At 27.4% G+C, this 23695-nt stretch carries 20 protein-coding genes; 12 read left to right on the forward strand and 8 right to left on the reverse strand.

Annotated features, from left to right (window positions below; genetic code table 11):
* Nucleotides 1-231: 231 nt before the first annotated feature.
* The gene (locus tag AC2A4K_RS00685; RefSeq protein WP_322505152.1) at nucleotides 232-1839 is read right to left on the reverse strand and encodes a DUF4097 family beta strand repeat-containing protein; all 1608 of its coding nucleotides are present in this window, start codon (nucleotides 1837-1839) and stop codon (nucleotides 232-234) included.
* The gene (locus AC2A4K_RS00690; protein ID WP_322505153.1) at nucleotides 1832-2155 is read right to left on the reverse strand and encodes a PadR family transcriptional regulator; all 324 of its coding nucleotides are present in this window, start codon (nucleotides 2153-2155) and stop codon (nucleotides 1832-1834) included. The genes AC2A4K_RS00685 and AC2A4K_RS00690 overlap by 8 nt, the downstream gene beginning before the upstream one ends.
* Before the next feature lie 261 nt (nucleotides 2156-2416).
* Between AC2A4K_RS00690 and AC2A4K_RS00695 the strand changes: the two genes are divergently transcribed.
* Nucleotides 2417-3073 (forward strand): toxin regulator, encoded by a 657-nt coding sequence (locus tag AC2A4K_RS00695; RefSeq protein ID WP_322505154.1) that lies wholly within the window; start codon nucleotides 2417-2419, stop codon nucleotides 3071-3073.
* An 82-nt stretch (nucleotides 3074-3155) separates the two neighbouring features.
* Here the strand turns inward: AC2A4K_RS00695 and AC2A4K_RS00700 are convergent, their stop codons facing one another.
* On the reverse strand, nucleotides 3156-3506 hold the full coding sequence (locus tag AC2A4K_RS00700) for a DsrE family protein (protein ID WP_322505155.1): 351 nt from the start codon (nucleotides 3504-3506) through the stop codon (nucleotides 3156-3158).
* A gap of 588 nt (nucleotides 3507-4094) precedes the next feature.
* Between AC2A4K_RS00700 and AC2A4K_RS00705 the strand changes: the two genes are divergently transcribed.
* The 5 genes from AC2A4K_RS00705 to AC2A4K_RS00725 all read left to right on the forward strand — a co-directional run bounded on the left by AC2A4K_RS00705 (nucleotide 4095) and on the right by AC2A4K_RS00725 (nucleotide 11652).
* Nucleotides 4095-5225, forward strand: coding sequence for a glycerol dehydrogenase (locus AC2A4K_RS00705; RefSeq protein ID WP_322505156.1), 1131 nt, complete (start codon nucleotides 4095-4097; stop codon nucleotides 5223-5225).
* A gap of 25 nt (nucleotides 5226-5250) precedes the next feature.
* Complete coding sequence (gene dhaK, locus AC2A4K_RS00710) at nucleotides 5251-6999, forward strand: dihydroxyacetone kinase subunit DhaK (protein ID WP_322505157.1); 1749 nt, start codon at nucleotides 5251-5253, stop codon at nucleotides 6997-6999.
* 338 nt (nucleotides 7000-7337) lie between these two features.
* Complete coding sequence (locus AC2A4K_RS00715) at nucleotides 7338-8771, forward strand: MFS transporter (RefSeq protein ID WP_322505158.1); 1434 nt, start codon at nucleotides 7338-7340, stop codon at nucleotides 8769-8771.
* A gap of 693 nt (nucleotides 8772-9464) precedes the next feature.
* Nucleotides 9465-11090 (forward strand): glutamate/gamma-aminobutyrate family transporter YjeM, encoded by a 1626-nt coding sequence (gene yjeM / locus AC2A4K_RS00720; RefSeq protein WP_322505159.1) that lies wholly within the window; start codon nucleotides 9465-9467, stop codon nucleotides 11088-11090.
* Between the two features lie 289 nt (nucleotides 11091-11379).
* Nucleotides 11380-11652, forward strand: coding sequence for a hypothetical protein (locus tag AC2A4K_RS00725; protein ID WP_322505160.1), 273 nt, complete (start codon nucleotides 11380-11382; stop codon nucleotides 11650-11652).
* A 188-nt stretch (nucleotides 11653-11840) separates the two neighbouring features.
* Here AC2A4K_RS00725 and AC2A4K_RS00730 read toward each other — a convergent pair whose 3' ends face one another.
* Together AC2A4K_RS00730 and AC2A4K_RS00735 are read right to left on the reverse strand one after the other, a co-directional pair.
* Nucleotides 11841-12452, reverse strand: coding sequence for a DedA family protein (locus tag AC2A4K_RS00730; RefSeq protein WP_322505161.1), 612 nt, complete (start codon nucleotides 12450-12452; stop codon nucleotides 11841-11843).
* Nucleotides 12453-12928: 476 nt separating this feature from the next.
* Nucleotides 12929-13882: an L-lactate dehydrogenase gene (locus AC2A4K_RS00735; protein ID WP_322505162.1), complete on the reverse strand. Its 954-nt coding sequence runs from the start codon at nucleotides 13880-13882 to the stop codon at nucleotides 12929-12931.
* 661 nt (nucleotides 13883-14543) lie between these two features.
* Here AC2A4K_RS00735 and AC2A4K_RS00740 point away from each other — a divergent pair.
* The 5 genes from AC2A4K_RS00740 to AC2A4K_RS00760 all read left to right on the forward strand — a co-directional run bounded on the left by AC2A4K_RS00740 (nucleotide 14544) and on the right by AC2A4K_RS00760 (nucleotide 19354).
* Complete coding sequence (locus AC2A4K_RS00740; protein WP_322505163.1) at nucleotides 14544-15710, forward strand: hypothetical protein; 1167 nt, start codon at nucleotides 14544-14546, stop codon at nucleotides 15708-15710.
* Between the two features lie 153 nt (nucleotides 15711-15863).
* Nucleotides 15864-16277: a hypothetical protein gene (locus AC2A4K_RS00745; protein WP_322505164.1), complete on the forward strand. Its 414-nt coding sequence runs from the start codon at nucleotides 15864-15866 to the stop codon at nucleotides 16275-16277.
* 208 nt (nucleotides 16278-16485) lie between these two features.
* A complete protein-coding gene (locus AC2A4K_RS00750) occupies nucleotides 16486-17226 on the forward strand; it encodes a DUF975 family protein (protein ID WP_322505165.1) in 741 nt (246 codons plus the stop codon).
* Nucleotides 17227-17424: 198 nt separating this feature from the next.
* A complete protein-coding gene (locus tag AC2A4K_RS00755) occupies nucleotides 17425-18216 on the forward strand; it encodes a DUF975 family protein (protein ID WP_322505166.1) in 792 nt (263 codons plus the stop codon).
* Nucleotides 18217-18397: 181 nt separating this feature from the next.
* A complete protein-coding gene (locus tag AC2A4K_RS00760) occupies nucleotides 18398-19354 on the forward strand; it encodes a DUF975 family protein (RefSeq protein WP_322505167.1) in 957 nt (318 codons plus the stop codon).
* Nucleotides 19355-19502: 148 nt separating this feature from the next.
* On the opposite strand, the gene AC2A4K_RS00765 is transcribed toward AC2A4K_RS00760, so the two are convergent.
* The 3 genes from AC2A4K_RS00765 to AC2A4K_RS00775 form a co-directional block, all read right to left on the reverse strand.
* On the reverse strand, nucleotides 19503-20825 hold the full coding sequence (locus AC2A4K_RS00765) for a GTP-binding protein (protein ID WP_322505168.1): 1323 nt from the start codon (nucleotides 20823-20825) through the stop codon (nucleotides 19503-19505).
* An 871-nt stretch (nucleotides 20826-21696) separates the two neighbouring features.
* Complete coding sequence (locus tag AC2A4K_RS00770; RefSeq protein WP_322505169.1) at nucleotides 21697-21984, reverse strand: hypothetical protein; 288 nt, start codon at nucleotides 21982-21984, stop codon at nucleotides 21697-21699.
* 209 nt (nucleotides 21985-22193) lie between these two features.
* Nucleotides 22194-23126: an AEC family transporter gene (locus tag AC2A4K_RS00775; protein ID WP_322505170.1), complete on the reverse strand. Its 933-nt coding sequence runs from the start codon at nucleotides 23124-23126 to the stop codon at nucleotides 22194-22196.
* Nucleotides 23127-23371: 245 nt separating this feature from the next.
* On the opposite strand from AC2A4K_RS00775, the gene AC2A4K_RS00780 reads away from it, so the two are divergent.
* On the forward strand, nucleotides 23372-23566 hold the full coding sequence (locus AC2A4K_RS00780) for a hypothetical protein (protein ID WP_322505171.1): 195 nt from the start codon (nucleotides 23372-23374) through the stop codon (nucleotides 23564-23566).
* Nucleotides 23567-23695: the final 129 nt, after the last annotated feature.

Consider the following 23695-nt stretch of genomic DNA (forward strand, 5'->3'; position numbering starts at 1 on the left):
TAAAAATGAATGCTTAGCTCTTATAATGAGAGTTAACCAAGTGATAAAAATGTATTAATACTTTAGGAGTTAATAAACTCCAATTAACCCTTAAACAATTTTATTTAAATCCAAAATGGACAACCATTGAGTTTGTAAGCTCAAATAAAAACAACAACTAATAACTAACAACAAAAATAAACAACAACTAATTAATAAAGCACCCCGCTTTACCCACGGGGTGCTTTTAATTTAGAAATTATCTAATTTAATATCTCCACTTGCTGTTGTAATATTTAATTTATTATCTCCAGAATTAAATGTTGCTTTTAAAAGTTTATCACCTTTTTCTATATTTGATGTATTTACACCATCAGCAACTTCTATAGAGCCAGATGTTGTTTTCCCTTCTAAAGCTAGATTGTTTGAAACTTCAACTCCTAGTTCTACATCTCCAGAAACAGAGTTTATTGTTGAAGCACCTTTAACCTCGGCTAAGTTTATATCTATAGATCCAGAAGTTGAATCTACAGTTAGCGTTCCTACATAGGAGCTAGCCTTAATATCTCCAGAAACTGTTTTTAGTGAAGAGGTATTTGTATTTAGTTTATTAAATTCTATATCACCAGAAGTTGTGTTAGCTGTTACTGTTGGAGCTGATACAGAGTTGAATTCTATATCACCGCTTACAGTTTCCATTCTAAGAGAGTTAAGTTCTAAAACTCTTTCAGATTTAATGTCTCCAGATACATTTGTTATTGATATATCGCCTTTATAACTTTCTGGAATATAAATATTTAATGTTAAATCTCTTGAAAATATATTATGAGGAGAGTTTTGAGTTTCTATAATTAAATTATCATTATTTTCTGTTACACTAAGTTTTAGTGTGTTGTTATCATTAGAGTTGTATTTTCCTTTAAGCTCGGTTTTTAACTCATCAGTATCAGACTTAAGTATATTAACATCTGCAATACTTGATTTTATAGTAATTTTGTTTACAGACTCTATGCTACGAGATTCACTATCATTTATAGTATGACTAGTACCAAATAAATCAAAATTAAATTGACCATAATCAAATTCACCTAAGTAATTAGAAATCTGAGGAGCTAAATCTTTTCCTATAGAAAGTCCTGATGAAATAGTTTGAAATAATCCCACTGAAAATGTTGCTATGAATATCACTAGAGAAACTATCATACCAACAACAGCCTTCTTATTCCAGAAGGGCTTCTTATCTTTTAATTTAGGCTCTGTTAAATACTCAATAGCTTTCTTTATTAAAACTATACATGCTTTAATTCCATAATATCCCAGTGTAGTCATAAGAATTCCTAGGAATATTAAAGAGATTAATATCCAAATAACTCCAAAGAATAGAGATGTAAGTCCGCCTGTACTTGTAGCAGCTAAAGCTATACATGATATCATGCCGATTAAACAACTAAATATAAGACTTATTCCACCTATAAATATGCCGATAATTGATCCTGCGATTCCTAAAATTATAGGAGATAAAATAATAGCTAATACAATGAATAAAACTATTTTCATAAGTTTATCTGTTTTATTTGAACTTTCAGATATACTTTTACTGAATGCTCTAGTTTTTTCTTTTGCTTTTTCTTTATAATATCTTGCTGTTTCTTCAATTGTTGGATTACCCTTAGCCTTTTTATATTGCTCAGCTATATCTTTGGGATCTCCAAGATCTTCAGCTATTTCTTCTTCAGTTTTACCTGAGGATAATCCAATAGAGAAGTGCTCTTCATAATCATATAAAATATCATCAATCTCTTCTTGGGAAAAACCTCTTAAATTTCTTCTTAATTCATTAAGATATTCTTGTTTAGTCATTCTCATCACCCTCCTCTAATAAATAATTTATACCATCTAATAGATCAAACCATTCACGTTTTAAAAGTTCTTTACGCTGAAGTCCTAAGTCTGTGATTTTATAATACTTTCTTGGGGGACCTTCCTGAGATTCTCTTAAGTAGGTTGTAAAAAAACCTTCTTTGCTAAGTTTTCTTAGGATAGGGTATATTGTTCCATCTGAAATATATATTCTCTCTGAGATTTTACTTATAAGTTCATATCCATAGTAGTCTTTTTTTGAGAGTAGAGAGAGAACACAAAGTTCTAAAACCCCTTTTTTAAATTGAGAATTCATCTATTCACCTGCTTTCTCATTTATATAAATCTTCTTAAAACCCTTGCAATATGCGGAGTTTCAATTGTATTATTAACAATAATTTGTAAATCTTGACTATAATATATCATACACTACTATATATTACAAGGTACTGAATATAAAAATATACTATAGTATATTAAATTACTATAAAGTAAATTATTAACTTATTATGAATTGTATGCTATAATATTCCAGTAAAAAAATAATAATGTTAAATTAAATTTAAGGAGTAGGATTATGAATAAACAAAAATTGACGGAATTTTTTAAATCAAAAAAAGGACTTTGTATAGTAGTAGCTATTGTTTGTTTAATTTTAGGGGGAAGCATAGAAAAATCAAATACTGATAAAAGAATTAAAGATATAGAGAATAAATATAATTCTCAAATAGATTTATTAAATAAAAAGAATGAAGAATTAAATAGTAAACTTGATGAAGCTAAACCATGGTTTGAAATGAGTGATGCTCAAAAGAAAGCTAAAGAAGAAGAATTGAAAAAGCAAAAAGAGGCAGAAGAGAAAGCGGCAGCTGAAAAGGCGGCAGCTGAGAAAAAGGCTAAAGAGGAAGAAGAAAAAAAGGGATATGATACAGGCGTAACTTATGAAAATTTAGCTAGAACTCCAGATGATTATTTAGGGAAAAAAGTAAAATTTAGTGGAAAAGTTGTACAAGTAATGGAAGATGATGATGAAACTCAAATAAGGTTAGCTGTTAATGATAATTATGATAATATTTTATATTTAGGAGTACCTAAGACTTTAACTGGTAATAATAGAATTTTAGAGAATGATGAAATTACTATAATGGGAAAATCTGCAGGGTTATTAACATATAAATCTACTATGGGAGGAAATATAACTATTCCATCTGTTTTAGTAGATAAATTTGAATAATATTTAATAAAAAAAACTCTATGTCGGTAGAACATAGAGTTTTTATTAAATAATTTTAAAGGGTAGTGGGTTATGTTAAATTTTATGGTTTGATGTATAAATATCCTTCTGATTGCTTTTCAGCAAGCTCAATAATTCCAGTGGGAACTACTTTGCAGAAAGAAAACAATTCATTTTTAGCTATGTTAAATTTTTTTAATGAGTTATTGCACACTGCAAAAACAACACCTTGTTCAGCAGGTTCAATAATTTTGTCTATTAAATTAGTATTTCTAGCTATTACTTCTTTTAACTGAAAAACAGCCATAGAATTTGCTAATACTTCTAATTCATATGTTCTATTAGTTTCTTTAGCATTGTTTAATACATTCTTTAGATTCTCTAAAACAATAGGCCATTTACCAGGTTCATCAATATGAAATATAATTTTCATCTTAACCACTTCCAAACCTTATATTGATTTTTAAAGACATATAAATATATTTATACAGCATTATATAGTAAAGTTGCTGATGTTATTTCTTTGTTCTATAACCACTTACAGAAGTGTACTACTTCTTAGTAAATAGATTATTTTGTCTAAATTTACTAAGCGAATTTTTAACAATACTCTGAACAAAATTTCTAACATCAACAACCTTGTCCTTAATATAAACCTTTAAAAATGAATAAGCAAATTACATAAAAATAAGATTTATAAAATAAATAGTTTATTTTGACAATGTTTAGATTTATTACGATTTTATCCTGATATTTTTCAAAAATAGTAATTCAAAACTTTAATATGTATATTTTTTTAATACATATTTTAAAGGAGAATAACTTAAATAATAAAAATAATTGGACTTTTTGAATACGTTTGCTTTAAATGTGTCAAAAGTCCTATTTTTTATGAAAAAGATGTATGAAAAGGTTGAAATAGTCCAATATTATATCAATAAACTTCAATGTAATAGTTTGCAGTGAGGTTTATAATAACATCATAACATTTGGTAAACGATTTTATTGAGGAGATGATTTTATGAGAAAGGCATTTATATGTCCAACAAAATATGTTCAAGGAGAAAATGAGTTACTTAATTTAGGTTACTTTGTAGAGACTTACGGAAAGTCAGCACTTTTAATAGCTCATCCGGAGGATATAAAGAGAATTAAAGACAAATTAGATGCAACAGCAAAGAAATTCAATATTGAATTTATAGAAGGCGGATTTAAAGGTGAATGTTCACGTCAAGAAGTTAAAAGACTTCAAGAACTTGCAAAAGAAAAGAAATGTGATTGCACAGTAGGTCTTGGTGGAGGAAAAGCTTTAGATACAGCTAAGTGTGTAGCTGAAGGTGAAAAGCTTATAGTAGTGCCAACAATAGCGGCTACAGATGCTCCAACTAGCCACTCAGCAGTTTTATACACAGAAGATGGATCATTTGATGATTATGCGTACTTCAAAGCAAGCCCAAGCGTTGTTTTAGTAGATACAGAGGTAATAGCAAAAGCACCTACACGTTTCTTAGTAGCAGGTATGGGAGATGCCTTATCAACTTACTTTGAAGCAAGAGCAACATCAAGTTCATTTACTAAAGTCAATGCGGGATTACCATGTGGGGTAAGAGAAGAAAAGTGTAGACCAGCAATCGGAACAAATGCTTCATTAGCACTCGCTAAGCTTTGCTATGAAACATTATTAGAAGATGGAAAGAAAGCTAAAGATGCTTGTGAATGTAACTGTGTTACTAAATCTTTAGAAAATATAGTAGAAACAAACATATTATTATCAGGATTAGGATTTGAGAGTGGTGGATTAGCTGCAGCTCATGCAATACATGATGGTTTAACAATATTAGAAGGAACACATGGATACTTCCATGGAGAAAAGGTTGCTTTTGGAACAATAGCTCAATTAGTTCTTGAGAATGCACCAAAAGAGGAGTTATATGAAGTATTAGATTTCTGTTTAGAAATAGGTCTTCCTGTATGTCTTGAAGATATAGGAGTAACAGAGGTTTCAGATGAAGAGTTATTTGAGGTTGCTGAAAAGGCTTGTATACCAGAAGAATCAATATACTCAATGCCATTTGGAATAGAAATTTCAGAAGTAGTTTCAGCAATTAAATTAGCAGATAAGATAGGTAGAGAGTACAAAAATAGAAAGTAATTTTAATAGCAAGGGAGAGTTTAACATGAAGAAAATAATGAATTCAGCAGAAACACTAGTAAGAGAAATGTGTAACGGAATGGTTATGGCACACCCAGAGTTAGAATTTTTAAATAAATATAAGGTTGTTAAAAAGAAAAACATTAATGAAGATAAAGTAACACTTATAAGTGGTGGGGGAAGCGGTCATGAGCCAGCACATGCAGGGTTTATAGGAAAAGGTATGTTAGATGTAGCAGTATGTGGAGATGTATTTGCTTCACCTTCACAAATACAAGTTTACCAAGCTATAAAAGCATCTAAGAGTAATAAAGGTACACTTCTTATAATCAAGAATTATAGTGGGGATATGATGAACTTCAAGAATGCAGCTCACCTTGCTACAGAAGATGGAATAAAAGTTGATTATATAAAGGTTGATGATGATATAGCTGTTGAAGATAGTCTTTATACTGTAGGACGTAGAGGGGTTGCAGGTACTGTTTTAGTACATAAAATAGCAGGTGCTGCTTCTGAGAGAGGAAACAGTTTAGAAGAAGTTAAAAGAATAGCTGAGAAAGCTGCTAGTAGTGTTAAAAGTATAGGATTTGCATTCACATCTTGTACTGTTCCAGCTAAGGGAACTCCAACATTTGAATTAGGTGAAGATGAAATGGAATATGGAGTTGGAATACATGGAGAACCTGGAATTCGTAGAGAAAAAATAGCTACAGCAGATGAATTAGCTGAAAGAATGGTTAATCAACTTATAAATGAATTAGACTATAAGGATGAAGAGGTAGTTGTTCTTATAAATGGATTTGGAGCTACACCACTTCAAGAGTTATATTTATTAAATAACTCAGTATTTAGAGAATTACATAAAAGAGAAATTAAAGTATGTAAAAACTTCGTTGGTAACTACATGACAAGTATAGATATGGCTGGAGCTTCAGTATCAATAATGAAACTTGACGATGAATTAAAAGAATTGATGAAAGATCAGTGTGATACTCCAGCATTTAAAGTTTCTAATCATATGGATGTAAAAGAATATGAAGAAGTAGTAATAGAAGAAAAAGAGGTTCCAGTATCATATAAAGTTGAAACTTGTGAATCATTTAATGAAATAAAAGGTGAAAAAATATCACTTAATAATATGATTTACATATTAGATAAAATGAGTGAAGTAATAATTGATAATGAAGTTCCATTCTGTGAATTAGATTCTCATGCAGGAGATGGAGATTTTGGAATGAGTGTTGCTAAAGGATTTAGAATGCTTAAAAAAGAGTGGAAAGATATATTAAATATAGAAAACTTAAATATATCTGAGTTCTTAAATGCTTGTTCATTAGTTATAATGGAACACTGTGGTGGAGCATCAGGTCCAATATGGGGATCAGCTTTCAGAGCAGCAAGCAAAAGTGTTATAAATAAAAATGAGTTAACAGTAGAAGATTTTGCTGAAATGATGCAAGCCGCTGTATTAGGAATTCAAAAGACTGGAGAGCGTTCATTTGGAAGAGGCGCTGTAGTGGGAGACAAAACATTAATAGATGCTTTAGTCCCTTGTGCAGATTCATGGACAAATAATGCAAAAGAAGGATTAAAATTCAAGGAAGCATTTAAAAATGGTGCAGAGGCAGCAGTTTTAGGAGCTAAGAAAACAGAAGAAATAGTAGCTCGTATGGGAAGAGCTGGTACAGTAGGTGAAAGAAGTATTGGTTATCCAGATGCAGGTGCGTATGGACTAGGTGTAATATTCACTGAAATATCAAATGATATAAAATAGTTTAATAAAATAAAAATTTTAATAGATAGTTCAAATAGTTTTATAGATTAAGGGAATGTATTAAAGAACAGTAATGCTTGTCATAATAAGCATCTCACACCTGTTCTTAATACATTCTTTTTTGTATTGTAAATTATTCTAAAGAAATGAATTTAACGATTATTTATTAAAACATCGAGTTTTTATGGAAATAAGTATAATCATTAGATTTTATTAAAGAATTAATGGCTAAAATAGTATCAATAAAAATCAAAATTTTCATAGATAAATTGATTTGTTAACAAAAAGTTAACAAAGGTGTATAATGTAGATAAAATTTACGAGAGGAGAACTTTGATATGGAAGATATAGAAAATAATAAGAGAGTTATATCTGGAGATAATCAGAACAAATGGGCCATATTGATATGTGTAGTTATAATGACTTTTATGGCCTGTATAGATGGTAGTATAGTAAATGTTGCTTTACCTAAAATATCATCTGATTTAAATAAACCAATTTTAGATACACAATGGATTGTAACCAGTTATCTCATGGTAATATCGTCTTTAGTGTTACTATGTGGAAGATTAGGTGATATTAAAGGAAAATGTAATGTCTTTAAAGTTGGAGTATTAATTTTTACTATTGGTTCATTTTTTAGTGGACTATCAAAAACATTACCTTTATTAGTCTTATCTAGAACTATTCAAGGGGTTGGAGGCGCTTGTGCCATGGCAACTGGAATGGGCATAATAACGGCTATTTTTGATAAAAAACAGAGAGGAAAGGCTATGGGGATATCAGCTAGTGCTGTAGCTTTAGGAGTAATGGTTGGACCAGCACTTGGTGGTATTTTAGTTTCTATTAGGTGGGATCTTATATTTTGGATTAATGTGCCTATTGGAATACTTGCTTTCTTACTTTCAATAAGATATTTACCTAAGATGAGAACAAACTCAAAGGAAAAGATAGATATTAGAGGAACAATAGTATTTGCAATATCTATAGTATCTAGTACTTTATCAATAACTAAAGGTGAAGTCTTAGGGTATACAGATAAATATGTAATACTTGGATTTATAATAGCAATAGTATCTTTTATAGTATTCATATATTTACAGAAGACATTAGAGTCTCCTGTTTTAGATTTAAAACTATTTAAAAATAAATTATTTTCATTAAGTATAGTTTGTTCAGCACTTTCATTTTTAGCTATAAGTTGTATGAATATAGTAATTCCATTATATTTAGAACAAGCCTTACAAATGAGTTCTTTACAGGCAGGCTTATTCTTAATAATTTACCCATTATGTTTATCAATAGTAGCACCACTTAGCGGTTCCCTTTCTGATAAATTCAATGGAAGATTAATTTCATTAATTGGTATAACTTTATTAACAGTAGGACTTTTCTTTATGGCAAGAATTAATATAGAAAGTTCTCTAGTTTATCTTGGGATATGTTGTGTTATCATGGGGATTGGTAATGGAATGTTTAAATCAGCTAATAACGCTCTTGTAATGGAAAAAGTTGAAAAAGATAGACTTGGAATTGCAGGAAGTGTAAACTCTCTAGTTACAAATTTAGCAATGTCCTATGGGTTTACTTTTGCAACAACTATATTATATGGAAGAATGAGTTACAAACTTGGATATAGGGTTTCAAATTATGTACCAGGGCATGAATCTGCATTCTTATATGGATTAGATTGTGCATTTTTCTCAGCTACAATAATTTGTTTCCTTGCAACTATAGTAGCTTTCATTAGATATAAAAATAAAAAAATTTAATAGAAATTACAGTTTCTTAGCTAAAGTATAGACTGATTAAAGATAAAAATACTTGTCATCAGTCTATACTTTAGCTATTTTTTTTAGTTTTTTCATTTAAAAATCTTTCTTTAAGCAAATCTTATCTAAAATTAAAAGTTTTGTAGAAAACAATATATTTATTTAGAAGTGAAATTAAATAATATTTATAAATTATCATAGTTAAAAATTTTAATAGAGAGTAAAGAGAAGAAAAGAGGATATTTCATAAAATACATATTTATGAATAAATATTAAAGTGAGTTTTAAAATAAAAAAGAAAATTTTAGTTTTGTTAAAATACAATTGATAATTAAATTTCTTGAATAAAAGAGTGTTTTCTGTACAAGGACTTTAACATCAAGTGTATTTTATACAGAGACATATGTACATAAAAAATGATTTAACATGAAAAAACCTTTGACATTTACTAAAAATTAGCATAAAATACAAAGAAATAATGAATTAAGTGTTAATAAGTGGTTAATTTAATTAAAAAATACAATTTTGAATTGAGTAATATATTTTATAAATTAATTCAAGAAAAAAATAATAATATTATTAATTATCTTTAGAGATAATTAGATATATATGAAATGACAAATGAATAAATATTCAAAATTGATGTAAAAACATATAAAATATTTAAAATTATAAATTGGGGAGGAAAACTATATGAAAGAAAGCAGTCAAATACATGATGAAGATTTAGTAGAAGTTGAAGAACTTATTGACGGTGAAGAAGCAAGAAATGGTAAGAACTATAAAATAGGTTTTTGGTCATTTGTAGCTATGATCTTCATGACTGTTTATGGATTAGCAAATGGGCAACAAATATATTATCAAATGGGGTATGCATCCATAACATATGTAATAATCGGGGTTATTTTATTCTTTGTTCCATATACTTTTATAGTATCAGAAATGAGTTCAGCGTTTAGTGAGGAAAAAGGTGGAATATTTTCTTGGATGAGAAAATCTGTAGGTACAAAGTTTAGTACTGTTGGAGCGTTTATATGGTACATATCAGCCATAATATGGTGGTTTAGTATAAGTTCAATATCAATTACTTTTTCTAATATGATTTATGGGAGAGACCTTTCACAAAGTTGGCATCTCTTTGGTTTAAGCAATACAGCTACAACAACTTTAATAGGGATTGCATGGTTCTTGTTAATAGTATTCTTTTGTCGTAAAGGTGTTAAATCAGTAACAATGTTAGCCAATATTTCAATGCTTATAACAATAATAATGCATGTTTTAATACTTGGGGGTGGCCTTTTAGTATTTTTCTTATCTGGATTTAAATTTCAACAACCATTAAACTTTACAGGGGTTCAATCATTTTTCATGGGACCTAATGAAGCCTATAATAATCCCTTAGCAGCAGTTGGATTTTTAGTGTTTGCTATATTTATATTAGGTGGAATGGAAAGTAGTGGAGGACTTGTAGATAAGGTTAAGAATCCTAAAAAGAATGTTCCAAGAGCTATGATTTTATCAGGAATTATAATAGCTGTTTTATATATAGTCATAGTTGTTATATGTGGTATGTCTGTTAGTTGGTCAGACGCCTTTAATAAACCAGGAGTTAACTTATATAACTATGGAATATATTTAGTACAAGCTCAATTTTATAACTTAGGACAATACTTAGGATTATCCCAAAGTGCTTCAATAGCCTTAGGAGAATGGGTAAATAGACTTACAACTTGGATTGGATTTATAGCGAAGCTTAATCTACCATTAATACTTTATTCTCCAATCAAGCAAATGTTTGAAGGAATGCCAGAGGGGATGTTACCTAAGTTTATAACTAAGAAAAATAAACATGGATTTACAGGAAATGCTTTAATGATACAAGCAAGTATAATAATTATTGTAATGTTAGCTATAGGATTTGGCGGAGATACAGCAAATACAATATATAATAACTTAACATTTATGGTTACTATAGCAACATCAATACCATGGGCATTTATAGTTTATGCGTACATAAGATTTAAACTAAATGATAATATCAAAAAAGAATATGAATTTTTTAATAAAAAATGTGGAGTTATTTTTGCATCAATAACTTTAATAACAATAATATTTGCTACAGTATTTTCAATAATTGAACCTTTTTTACAAGGAGATATACAAAAAGGAATATGGATAGTAGCGGGTCCAATTGCATTTGGATTAATAGGATATATATTAGCTGCTGTTTATGAAAGAAGATTAAAATCAGGAAAAATCAGAGATAAAAAAGAACAAGAAATTGAAGAAGTTGAAGCAGAAATTGCATTAACAAAATAAGATAAATATTTAGTAGCGGGGAGATTTTATCCCTGCTATTTTATTTAATATATTTAGTTAAATATAGAATATATTATAAGAATTAATATTTAGATATTGATTCTTTTATTTTGTTTAATTTTATAGTGGAAAATAGTGATAATTTTTAAGGAATATACCTTTGAATTGATAAAATAATAATTATTATAGAGAAGTATTTATTTATAAATAAGAGGGTGATATAATTAGTTTGTAAATAAAATTAACAAAATGTTCATTAATTATGTTCATTTTTAAGGAGGTTTTTAAAATGACTAGAAAAGTAGAAGAATTAAAAAATGAAGTTATGGCTGATATAGAAGGATCTTGTGTAGAAGATATAAAAGCTGATATGATTAATAAAATGGAAGAAGATATAAAAGTTCTTGACGAAAATAGTCCAGCTTACAAAGAAGATGAAAAAGAGGCTGGTAAATTAGGAAGAGCTATAAATAAAGAATTAGATAGAGAAATAAAAGAAGAAGCTGAAAATGCTAAAGAATTTGCTAAAGAATTAAAAGCTGATATAGAATCAAGAGAATAATAATATTTTATTATATAATTAAATAAAAAAATTTTCACATTACTTTTGATGTAAAAAGACTGTATGCAATGAAATAATTCCCGTATGTGCATATAGTCTTTTTATTTTACTTTTTAGAGACTTTCTATAAATAAAAATAACTTTAAATAGGATTCATAATTATAATTCCTATTTAAAGTTATTTTCACCTATACCTTATTTTTCCTTTTTGATTTTATGTACTTAAATATAAAGTAGAAAATAATAAGTAATATTAATGCTCCACCTAGTACCCATGAATATTTTTTTACTACAGAATCTATTACAGTATAATTTTGGGTGTATATTGTACCTAATTTAATTAATGTAAAATCCCAGAGAATCATACCTAGTGCTGAAAAAAATAAAAATCTATGAAGTTTCATTCCTATTATTCCAGATACAATAGAGATAACGGCTCTGGCCATCGGGATTACTCTAGATAGAAACACTCCAATATATCTATATTTGAAAAGTAGTTTTTGTGACTTTTCTACAGATTTATTTAGTTTAGGGTGTTTTGCTCTTAAGTCATCTATAAAATTTTTAATTAAATATTTTCCAAGTAAAAACATTATTAATGAACCAACAGAACCACCTAAAACAGCTACCAGTGTTAAAAAGTAAATATTTTGGTTATTACTTTTTGCTACAGCTCCAACAAAAGGGAGGACAACTTCGCTTGGAATGGGCATTGATAAATATTCAAGCAAGCTAGTGAAAAATATACTGATTGCTCCATATTTAAGTATAAACATTTTTATTAAAGCTATGTAATTCATAACAAGAACTCCAATCAATAAAATGATACTTATTTTATATTAAATTTTTTTTAAACAAATTTATCTAGGAGCTTAGTATTTCTAAAATTCTAATTTTTTAATTTAGAATCTTAGAATTAGTAGCTATTAGATAAATATAATTATTTAAATTATACCAATAAATGATAGTACTATAAAAGAAGAGTATGACATAGAGAATATTAAAAATATAAGGAACAAGTTAGACTTTTAAAAGATTTTAAAGAAAAAGGACACCATACAAGAATAATCTTAGGCAAAATCTTGTATGGTGTCTTTAAATGTAAAAGGATCATGTAATTAAGGAATATAGTTTGTGTTAGCTTTTGATGCTAATTAATATTCAAACAATAGTTTGAATATTAATTAGTTTCAAGTTTGGCAGTTTTTACAAAATAAAGTTAATATTTTTTATTCAGATGTGGATTAAAGTTTATAACCACATCTGAATTTAATTACTAATCTAATTCAGAATTAGTAATATGACCTTTTAAAATGTTAGCTGATTTAACTAAGTCTTCTTTTTCTTGAGATGATAGGGGAACATCTAGAATCTTTCTAGCTCCACTTCTATCAACTATAGTAGGCATTGCTAAATAAACATTATCAATTCCGTATTGTCCTTCAAATAGAGAAGAAATAGTTAAGATTGAGTTTTCATCACGAAGAATTGCTTCAACTATTCTAGTAACGGCAAGAGCTACAGCATAGTTTGTATATCCTTTGCTATTTATTATTTCGTAAGCGGCATTTTTAACTTTTTCAGGAAGTTGTTTTTTGAATGAGCCATCACATTTAGAGCAAACAGTTTTGCAATATTCATCAACATTTGCTCCGGCTATGTTAGTTAAGCTCCAAGCTGTTATTTCTGAATCACCATGTTCTCCGATTATATATGTGTGAACATTTCTAGCGTCTATATCAAAATGTTCTGAAAGCATATATTTTAATCTTGAAGTATCTAGAACAGTTCCTGATCCAATAACACGTTCTTTAGGGAATCCAGAAAGTTTATAAGTGATGTAAGTTAAAATATCAACTGGATTTGATACTACTAAAAGTATTGAATTTGGACTGTATTTAACAACCTCAGGAACAATGCTTTTGAATATTTTTAAGTTTTTATTTATAATATCTAATCTTGTTTCACCAGGTTTTGGACCAACTCCAGCAGTGATTATAACTACATCAGAATCTTTTGTATCGGCATAATCACCAGATCGTATATCAACAGATTTAACAAATGCTGCGCCTTGTGCTAAATCCATAGCTTCAGCATGTGCCTTATCTTTATTTATATCAACTATTACTATTTCAGATGCTAATCCATCTTGCATTAATGCAAAAGCTGTTGTTGAGCCAACAAATCCTGCACCTATTATTGAGATTTTATTAGTTTTTTCTTTTATCATATATATCATCTCCTAATTTAATTCCTAGTTAATTACTCTGAATTATAAATTTATTATATAACAAATAATAATTGTTATCAAGTAGTTTTTAATATTATTCTAATTTAACCATATAGAACCATATAAAAAGAAAATAATAGCCAATATAATTATTTAAAGAAAGTTTATAAAAATATTTTCTCAAATTAGAAGGATATTTATACTTGCGAGAGAAATATATCTTATGAGTAAAAAGATTTAACACATTTAATAAGCAATAATTTAGTGGGCTATTCAGGATAAATTATAAATCTTTTAATACTCAAATATATGTTTTATTAAAACTATTAATGGGAGTAGAGAGTTGATTTGGAGTCTCCAATGGGGGAGTGAGTACTTTAAGTTAATTCTTAAAAGTTTAAGTTAAGGTTATATAAAATTTAGTTTATGCTTTTAAAATATAATTGCCAAAAATTTATATAAAAAATGATAGTTATAAATTTTAGATATTATATTTCAAAAATCATGGATAGAATTTATATAGCCTTAATTTTTTTTTCTGCTTTAAGAAAGATTTAAGATAAAATATATATAATCATAAAGTGATATTTTGGGAAAAATAGTATATAATTAAAATTATATGAATATGTCTATTTATTACAATTTTAAGGGGTGAGCATCTTTGGAAAAGTTAGATAAAAAGAGTGTTAAAAAAGATGCTGAAAAAAAGTACGAATTTAAATTTTATAGATACTTGGGTTTGGTTTTACTTGTTCTTTTTTCTTGCATATTTACTGTAAGTAATTTAATAAATTCAGGGGAAACGAGAAAAGTAATTGTAGAAATAGTTAGAAATGATTATAGTGAATTTTTTCAGTATGAAATAAAGAATAATGATAAAAGTCTCGGAGATATATATGATGACTATTCAAATAAGCATAATATCTCAGTAGATAAGTTAATGGCAATAAACATAATCTATTTTGGACAAGATGAAAATAGATATTTAGAACCATATATAAGACCATACATAGATAAACACAATCTATCTAAAGCAGATAGAAAAGATTTATATGAGCAGGTCAAGAGAGAAATAAAAATTATTGAAAATAAATATACCTTTAAATTAATAGTTAAGAGATTTTCTCCATATGTACTTGCAATTATTTTTTTAACAATAATAATGGCAAGCTCATCATTCATTAGAAAAAGGAATAGGTTTGAGAAGAATGTAATTAATATTCTAGTTCTCTTAATAGGAACATACATATGTTATTTGTCGATTATAAGTGTAAAACATGAAATATTGATAAATATAGCTATTGTAGGGATTTTATTAGAATTTATTATAGAGAATAAATCTAATTTATTAAAGTATGTTGGAGGGACTGTAATAATATGTATCGTCGCTGCAAGTATTTTTGTTAAGTTCGATAATAAGGATATGGATTTAGATAAATATAATAGTGATAATTTGGTTTTAGTAAATAACTTACAGGAAAATAGTAATATTGAAGATGAACAAGCTATTCAAGAAATTGGTGAAAATTTATTTTCTGAGATGAAGAAAGAAAATATGATAGAGGTTAATGAGCCAGAGAATGAAGTTAATAAGTTAATAGAAGAAAAGAAAAAACTTATTTTTAATGATAAGACAACTAATAAACCTGTATTTTATGTGTATTTATATAATCAAATACCTATATATAGGATTGTATCTGTTGAAGGTGCAAGTTCTATAAAGGTATATGAAGGAGTTTTAAATCCCTACATGAGAAGTAATTTAATGAAACTTGAAAGAGGAAAAAATGTAGAAAAAAGAAGGTATAAAAGGAATAAAAAATATTAATACCTTAGATAAAGCTTTAAATTTTATGTAAATTAACATTAAAAAAATCATAATGATATATTCAGTAGAATATAAGTATACTAAGGACAGAATTATAGATATTCAGTTCTTAGTATATTTTTATGTAGAATATTAATTTATGGGGTGATTTAAGTGGAGCAAAAAAAAGAACAATTAAATGAAAATGTTTTCAAGAATAATCTAACTAAGGAACAGTGGGTTGATATATTAAAAAATGGAGATTTAATTGGGCTAAGAGATATGAAGATACTACTTAATTTATATGGTAATAACGGACAACCCCTTAAGACTGCTTTAATAGGAGAGCATTTAGAATTTAGTGATATTGGAACTAGAATTCAAAAAATGGGCAAGAGAATAGAGTCTGAAGTAGGAATAAAATTAGAAGAAAAAGAAATAGGAAGCTGGAGACACAAATTTAGACATTGGCTTATTATGTTTAATGGATCAAAGAAATATGATGAAAAAGAGAATAAATATTACTTTATATGGACATTAAAAAAAGAGCTTAAAGAGGCTATAGATTTTCTACTGTGTAAAGAATAGTATATTTTAAGGGGCTATATCAAAATTAACTAAGTTTTGATATAGCCCCAATTTATTAATATAGCTTTGTTTTAGGTGAATATTGATTTTTAGCTAGTTCTTCAGACCTAGCTTGAACTTTTTTTATTTAGTAGAAATTGAAGTGTTTGACAGTAAAAGCTTCAACAGGTTACTATCTTATTAGCAGAAGAAGGGAGTGGAAGGAATAATGACAAGAAAGGAAATAAAAAGCATTGCCAAGTCAAAGCTAAAAGGTAGATGGTTTAATATAGTTCTATTAACCCTAATAATAGCTTTAATAGAATTGGGTGCTAATGAAATTATAGGAAGAGCTGATGGAATAGTATCAACTGTTCTAAGTCTAGTAAATAACTTTTTATTAATGCCAGCTATAACTGCAGCAGGGATTATATACACTATTAAGTTTGTTAAAAGTGATGAAGTTATACCTTTAGGTGAGGCAATACCAACAGCTAATACTTGGGGAAGATTTATAATGGCTATGTTAGTTACAATGATATTTAGCATACCAATATGGATATTTGTATTTATAGCAAACATAATTTTAGTTTTGTCGATAACATCTTTACATAATGCTATGCTTATGGGACAGTCAGCAATAAATCCTGTAATAGCACTTTGGGGAATTATTTTAGTAATGATAATATTTGTAGCATTATTAGCTATTATATTAGGAATTCTTTTATTCCCATTACCATACCTAATGGCTGAAGAGGATTGCGGAATATGGGAAGCTGTTAAAAAAAGTTTCAGTATAATGAATGGGCATAGATGGAAACTATTTGTTATGGGACTTAGCTTTTTAGGATGGATAGTATTATCATTATTAACTCTTGGAATAGGTTTATTATGGTTATTACCATATATACAAGTTACTCTAAGAATTTACTATCTTTCAATTACAGGTAGAGAAAATGAAATAAATTAATAGAAAAAAGGTTGTATCGTATGATATGGCCTTTTTTTATTAAAAAGTTTAGGTATTAATAGATAAATATTGAAAATAGTTAATAACACACTACATTTGGTGGAATAAGAGAAGTTTTAAGTACAAAATAAAGTTTACAAAATTGACATAAAATTAATAAAGTGTTAACATTTAGATAGATAGAAAGAGGTGAGTATCATGATGACAAGAAGAGAAATGAAAAGTTTAGCTAAGGATAAGTTAAAAGGAAGATGGACGAATTTTGTATTACTTACTCTTATAATAATTGCTATAGAACTAATAGTTACACTTTTAATTAATAGGATAGATTCACTAGGAATGTTTTTTGTATTAGATATATGTAATTATTTATTATTAGCACCAGCTTTAAGTGCAGCAGGAATAGTTTATGTTATTAAATTTGTTCATAGTGATGAAAAATTATCAATGAAAGAAGCAGTACCAACAAAGAAAGTTTGGATTAATTTTATTAAGATCATTTTAGCGTCTACTTTATTTATACTACCAGCTATGTTGATTGTATTTGTCTCACAAATAATATCAATACTAACAGCAACAGTATCACAAGTAATAGCATATTCTCCATCAATGTTTATTGACAGTGATACAATAACTACATTTACTGGAATTATTGTAGTAGCTATCATTATATCATTAATCTACTGTATAATAATATCACTTTTCTTATTCCCACTTTCATACATAATGACAGAAGAACAAGAGTTAGGAGTTTGGGAAGGTGTAGGTAAATCTTTTAAAATTATGAAAGGTCATAAATGGGAGCTTTTTGTTTTAGAATTAAGCTTCATTGGATGGGGAATACTTTCAATATTAACTTTAGGAATCGGATTTTTATGGTTAATACCATATATTCAAACAACAATGAGAATATACTATCTTTCAATTTCTGATAGAGAGTTAGGAAAAACTGTTAAATTCGAACTTGAGGAAGATTTTGAAGTCAAATAATTAAGTAGCTGATTTTACTTCAAAATTTTCTTTCAATTTAAATATCAAAACCAGCTTTAATTAGTATTAAGGCTGGTTTTTTTATGATTTATACAATAAAAAGAACTATTTTAGTGGATAATATTGACATTGTATTATGCGGGTGTTAACATTTTATTAAAAATAAAAGGGGTGAAATAAGATGACAAGAAAAGAAGTAAAAGATTTAGCTGAAAGTAAGTTGAAAGGAAGATGGAAAAATTTTGTTTTACTTATGCTTATAGTTTCTATAGTAGAAATAGTTGTTACAACTATATTGTTTAATATGAATGAAGGAGTACTACATTCAATATTAAACTTATGTGACAGTATTTTATTAACACCTTTTCTAGGAGCTGTATTAATAGTATATGTAGTTAAATTAGTTAATAGCGATGAAATATTACCTTTAAAGGAAGCAATTCCATCACGTAGAATTTGGATAAACTTTATTAAAAAATTATTTGTTTTAATATTATTTACTCTTCCAGCGATAATATTAAGTGGTATTATGATAGCTGTAGCATTTATGAATGTTTATACAAATTTTTATGGTTCATTACTTTCAAATTATATGAATTATACTGCAAACTATATGGATTATACTGTAGTAATACAGCGTTTCTTAGGAATTTTAATTATAACATTAATTTTGGCAACTATTTATAATGTAGTTATTAGTTTATTACTTTTCCCAGTTAAATATATCATAGTTGATAAACCTGAAGTTGGAATATGGGAAGCGGTTGGAAAAGGATTTAAGATAATGAAAGGCCATAAATGGCAACTTTTTATATTACAATTAAGCTTAATTGGTTGGGGAATACTTGCCATATTACCTATAATAATAGGAAGTGTATTAATTGCTTTAATGGGTTGGAATATGCTTTTAATAGCTCCTTTTGGAATAGGATTATTATGGTTCTATTGTTATGCTAATACAGTATATAGAGTTTATTATCTTTCAATATTAGATAATAAAGTAGTTATAGAAGAAAAATTAGATCAAGAGAAAGAATCAGACTTAGAAAAAGAAGCAAATTCAGAAGAAAATTTAAATCTAAAAAAAGATCAACCTAACATATCTGTAGAGGTTGAGGACGATGATTTTGAAATCTAATATTTAATTTAAATGCCTAAGAAATACATTTAATAAACATATAAAAGCGTATTATTAAATGAAATCTTAGGCATTTTTATTTTAAGTGAAAGTCCAAATTTAAATTTGGTATCTTGAACTTATGCAATAGAACATAGCGAGATTAATATTATTTAAGAGGTTCCATAACCCTATCTAATATATTATTAATTTCAGCTATTGATGTACCAAAGTTCGTTATAGGAACGAAGGCATCATCACATATTCCGATTCTATTCATTATTTCAGCCTTGTTAAACATACAGCCACCACAATGAACTACAAGAGCATATTCACTGAGATTCTTAGGAAAATCCTTACCAGAGCAATTATCTACAATTATGCCAGGACAAATTTCTTCTAACCAAGTAGGTAATTTTTCTCTTGCTATATCACCTTTTAGTTGGTGATGAGTACATGCTTCGGATATTAAAACTTTATCTCCTGCTTTAAGATTTTTTATGGCCTTAGCACCTGCATAGAATTTGTCTAAATCTCCTTTGTATCTAGCCATAAGTATTGAAAATGAAGTAAGGGGAACATCCCTATCTAATTTAGCATTAACTTGCTTAAATACTTGAGAGTCTGTTATTACTAAATCAGGCTTACCATTAAATATTTTAAGTCCATCCTCTAATTTATCTAATGTAACCATAGTAGGTATTCCACCGTGATCTAATATATCTCTTAAGACTTGAACCTGTGGAAGTATAAGTCTTCCTTTAGGAGCTTGAATATCTTGTGGAGCAACTAAAAGAACATTATCACCAGGTTTTATTTTATCTCCTATTATTGCACTTTCGGTAATTGAAGCAGGAGATACTTTTACAAGTTCCTTCTTTAATTCTGCTATATTAAGATTTTCTTTAGCACTTATTGCAACATAAGGAATAGCTAATAGTTCACCAATAGCTTTTAATGTAGAGTTTAGTTGGTTATCACCAAAATAGTCCTTATTAGAATTAGATGTTTCATCTATATTTTTTAAGTCAATCTTAGATTCAATAAGATTGTTAGGAACTAAATCACATTTATTGATAACTAGGATAGCTGGTTTATTAGCTTTTTTTAATTTCTCTAGCCATAAGATTTCCTTAGAAAGCATGTCCTTGAATGAAGTATTTGATTTTATGGCATCTAATATTTCGCATAGTGAAAGTGTTATAAGGGCAACATCTGTTTTCCCTACAACTTCCTCAGTTCTTTCAACCCTAAGTTTACCTATTTCCCCTTCATCATCAAATCCTGCCGTATCAACAAAAACAACAGGGCCTAAAGGTAAAAGTTCCATTGCTTTATAAACTGGGTCAGTTGTTGTCCCTCTAACATCAGAAACTAGGGATATATTTTGTCCTGTTAAAGCATTTATTATACTAGATTTTCCAGAGTTTGTTTTACCAAAAAGAGAAATATGTATTCTACTTCCTCTAGGAGTTTCATTAAAATTACTCATAAATTTTTCTACTATTGCAAGAAATGAATAGTAGAATTTCACCTCCTTATATTAAATCTTTAGTGAAAATATTTTCAATTGTGAATAAATCTGTGGATAACTTTTTTAATGAATTTTCATGTCAAAATTAAAGTCAAATCATGCAAATAAGCAACGAAAAAAGTAAAAAAATTACAACTACAAATGGCTATACCAAGCCGTTTATAAGAGTTTTCACCTTTTCAAAAAATTTACTTTTCCTTTATAAATTTTCATTGGAAAATTATAAAAATACATACCTATTTACATAGAAGATTTCTAGTTATCCACATTAGCCTGTGGATAACTCGGTAGTTATTCACAACATATAGTTGTGGTATATTTGTATACACACTAAATATTGAAATATCCTAAATTTGTAATCTAAATATATTATGTATTCATATATAAACAATACCTTTTAGCAAGTGTTATAAAACTTTTATATATACACTATAGGATAATATTTCCTATATAGAGTTAGATTGTCTATTTGAATGAAATTAAATGTGATTCTAAAATATTAAGGATTTCCCCCTATTTCATAATAAATATAAATAAACTCTAACTATAATTTTACTCAAACTTATTATGAAAGCTGTGATTATGTTAGCTTTATAATCAAAAACTAGTAGAATATAAAGCCAATTAATAATTATTATTATACAAGTTATAGAGTCTTATTAGAAGTAATTTTAAAATATAAGGGATTTTATTAATAAGTTTTTAGAAAGTTAATTTGTATTTTAAAGACTTTTTTAGGATGATAGAGTAGTAAAATAAAAGAGAGATGATAAAAGTTAGTTATAACAACTATCTTTATCGTCTCTCTTTATTAATGTTTGTCTACAAATTAACATTGTGGAATTAAAACTACTTCATTACATTCTTCGAAGTTTACGGTGCTTTCATCTACATCTTTTAAAGTTAATAAAAAATCATTAGCATTTATATTTAATAAAGGATAATCCCCTATATTATTTTTTGTATCTTTACACCTATATCCTTCATTTTGAAGGCGCGTTATAACTGCATCTTTTAAAGCTTCCATTGAAGAAAAACCATTTTCTAAAGTAAGAACTATTTTGTATAAAGCACAGCAACAAGCTTTTCTTTCTGTTGAATTTTGATTTACTGCCATAAAAAAAACCTCCCTCATAATAAATAAAACTCTCAAATTATTCCTAATATTTACATAATGTTCAACTATATTTTACAACCTTTACATTGAATAGTCAAATTTTTAACAATCTATGGCGCACTTTAAGATGATAATAATAACTAAAATTATGTGAATAATTAAAGAAATTAAGAGATATTTGAAGAAATTATTATTTTTACTTAAAGTTCCTATATTAATAATATGAATATAATAAAGGTTAATATGCATAACATTGTAGATAATATAACAGTATTATTTATAAGCTCCTCATACTCAGGACAATGTTTTCCAGCGAATATTGGCAGTGAAAATGGTAATGGGAGTATTAAAAAAGTAAAGTATGCATAATTAAATAAAGTATCACTAATTATGAGCTTGTCTATTATTAGGAATTTGATTAAATATCCAATAACAAGAATTATAGCCATTCTAGTTATTACAAATTTAATGCTTTGTTTAGTATATTCCTTATTAACCTTTAATGTGAATCCAATAATAAGTAATATTAATGGAGTACCTAAATTTGCAATATATTGAATTGTGGTATAAACACCTGACAATAGAGCATTTGTTTTAAATAAATCTTTAAATCCTAAAAGATTGAAAAGTATTCCTATAAACATACCTACTAAAAGTGGAGATTTAAATAATTCCTTTAATAAATGAATGGAAAATTTCTTTTCATTAAATCTAAGCTCTAGAGCATTATAATAAACAAGCCAGCAAAAAAGCTCATTACCAGCTCCAAGTATAGAAATTTTTCCAAGGTTTTCTGTGCCAAAAACTGTTCCGAAAAGTGGAACACCTAATAATCCAAAACAAAAGGCTGAAGAAATAAATGGATCCATTGGATGGTATAAAGGCTTGATTTTATTTATTAATGAACCTATTAAGAAAAATATGCAGAGCATGATAAAGGATATAAAGATAACAGATAAATATCCTTTTTCAAAGTCCATATTAAGAAATGTTGAAAATAAGATTGCAGGTAAAGATATATCTAGGACAAGTTTCTTTATACCCGTCATAGTTTCTTCTTTTAATAATCCTTTGATTCTTATAATGTAGCCCAATAAAATAAGTAATATTATCGGAACTACATTAGACATAACTCCTGTCATTTCAAAAAAGTCTCCTCTCAAATAAAAAATAAATTTAATTTTTACCATAGTTATTTTAATAGTATCATAGCTTGGCAAATAGATGGGGGAGAGAAAAAGCAAATTTGCTTATATTAATTAAGAAATTTATGATTGTTGGTAATGTTTAATTAAATATAGTTAAGTTATAAAGAATAGTTTAGAGATTTTAATTATTTAAATGGAATCTCATAAGTGGTAAAATTTATGAAAGGGGTGAAGTGTTTATGAGGGAGAAAGAGTTTTTATTAATACCGAGAATTATTTCTATTATATATATGGTTATAGTTATGATTATGTCTTACTTAGATTTTATAAATAATGAGATGACATGGATTTTACTTATACCAGCATTAATATTTTCTATATACGTATGTAATAGAGTAAGAGGAATTGAAAAAGTTAAAAGAGATGTGCTATAAGGAAAATAATAAAAAGGACTTGTACCAAAACTAATAAAGCATTTTAAAGTTTTATTAGTAAACTTGGTGCAAGTCCTTATATTTTAAATAAGTGTTTAGTATTTAAAAGTTAGTTTTATCATTTTCCTT

The organism is Clostridium sp. LIBA-8841 (assembly GCF_057782475.1).

Coding starts and splice junctions, on each gene's coding strand:
- AC2A4K_RS00775 (WP_322505170.1), bottom strand. CDS start 23,126: ATGACAGGAGTTATGTCTAATGTAGTTCCGATAATATTACTTATTTTA.
- AC2A4K_RS00695 (WP_322505154.1), top strand. CDS start 2,417: ATGAATAAACAAAAATTGACGGAATTTTTTAAATCAAAAAAAGGACTT.
- AC2A4K_RS00735 (WP_322505162.1), bottom strand. CDS start 13,882: ATGATAAAAGAAAAAACTAATAAAATCTCAATAATAGGTGCAGGATTT.
- AC2A4K_RS00700 (WP_322505155.1), bottom strand. CDS start 3,506: ATGAAAATTATATTTCATATTGATGAACCTGGTAAATGGCCTATTGTT.
- AC2A4K_RS00725 (WP_322505160.1), top strand. CDS start 11,380: ATGACTAGAAAAGTAGAAGAATTAAAAAATGAAGTTATGGCTGATATA.
- dhaK (WP_322505157.1), top strand. CDS start 5,251: ATGAAGAAAATAATGAATTCAGCAGAAACACTAGTAAGAGAAATGTGT.
- AC2A4K_RS00755 (WP_322505166.1), top strand. CDS start 17,425: ATGATGACAAGAAGAGAAATGAAAAGTTTAGCTAAGGATAAGTTAAAA.
- AC2A4K_RS00780 (WP_322505171.1), top strand. CDS start 23,372: ATGAGGGAGAAAGAGTTTTTATTAATACCGAGAATTATTTCTATTATA.
- AC2A4K_RS00765 (WP_322505168.1), bottom strand. CDS start 20,825: ATGAGTAATTTTAATGAAACTCCTAGAGGAAGTAGAATACATATTTCT.
- AC2A4K_RS00685 (WP_322505152.1), bottom strand. CDS start 1,839: ATGACTAAACAAGAATATCTTAATGAATTAAGAAGAAATTTAAGAGGT.
- AC2A4K_RS00750 (WP_322505165.1), top strand. CDS start 16,486: ATGACAAGAAAGGAAATAAAAAGCATTGCCAAGTCAAAGCTAAAAGGT.
- AC2A4K_RS00705 (WP_322505156.1), top strand. CDS start 4,095: ATGAGAAAGGCATTTATATGTCCAACAAAATATGTTCAAGGAGAAAAT.
- AC2A4K_RS00715 (WP_322505158.1), top strand. CDS start 7,338: ATGGAAGATATAGAAAATAATAAGAGAGTTATATCTGGAGATAATCAG.
- yjeM (WP_322505159.1), top strand. CDS start 9,465: ATGAAAGAAAGCAGTCAAATACATGATGAAGATTTAGTAGAAGTTGAA.
- AC2A4K_RS00730 (WP_322505161.1), bottom strand. CDS start 12,452: ATGAATTACATAGCTTTAATAAAAATGTTTATACTTAAATATGGAGCA.
- AC2A4K_RS00760 (WP_322505167.1), top strand. CDS start 18,398: ATGACAAGAAAAGAAGTAAAAGATTTAGCTGAAAGTAAGTTGAAAGGA.
- AC2A4K_RS00770 (WP_322505169.1), bottom strand. CDS start 21,984: ATGGCAGTAAATCAAAATTCAACAGAAAGAAAAGCTTGTTGCTGTGCT.
- AC2A4K_RS00690 (WP_322505153.1), bottom strand. CDS start 2,155: ATGAATTCTCAATTTAAAAAAGGGGTTTTAGAACTTTGTGTTCTCTCT.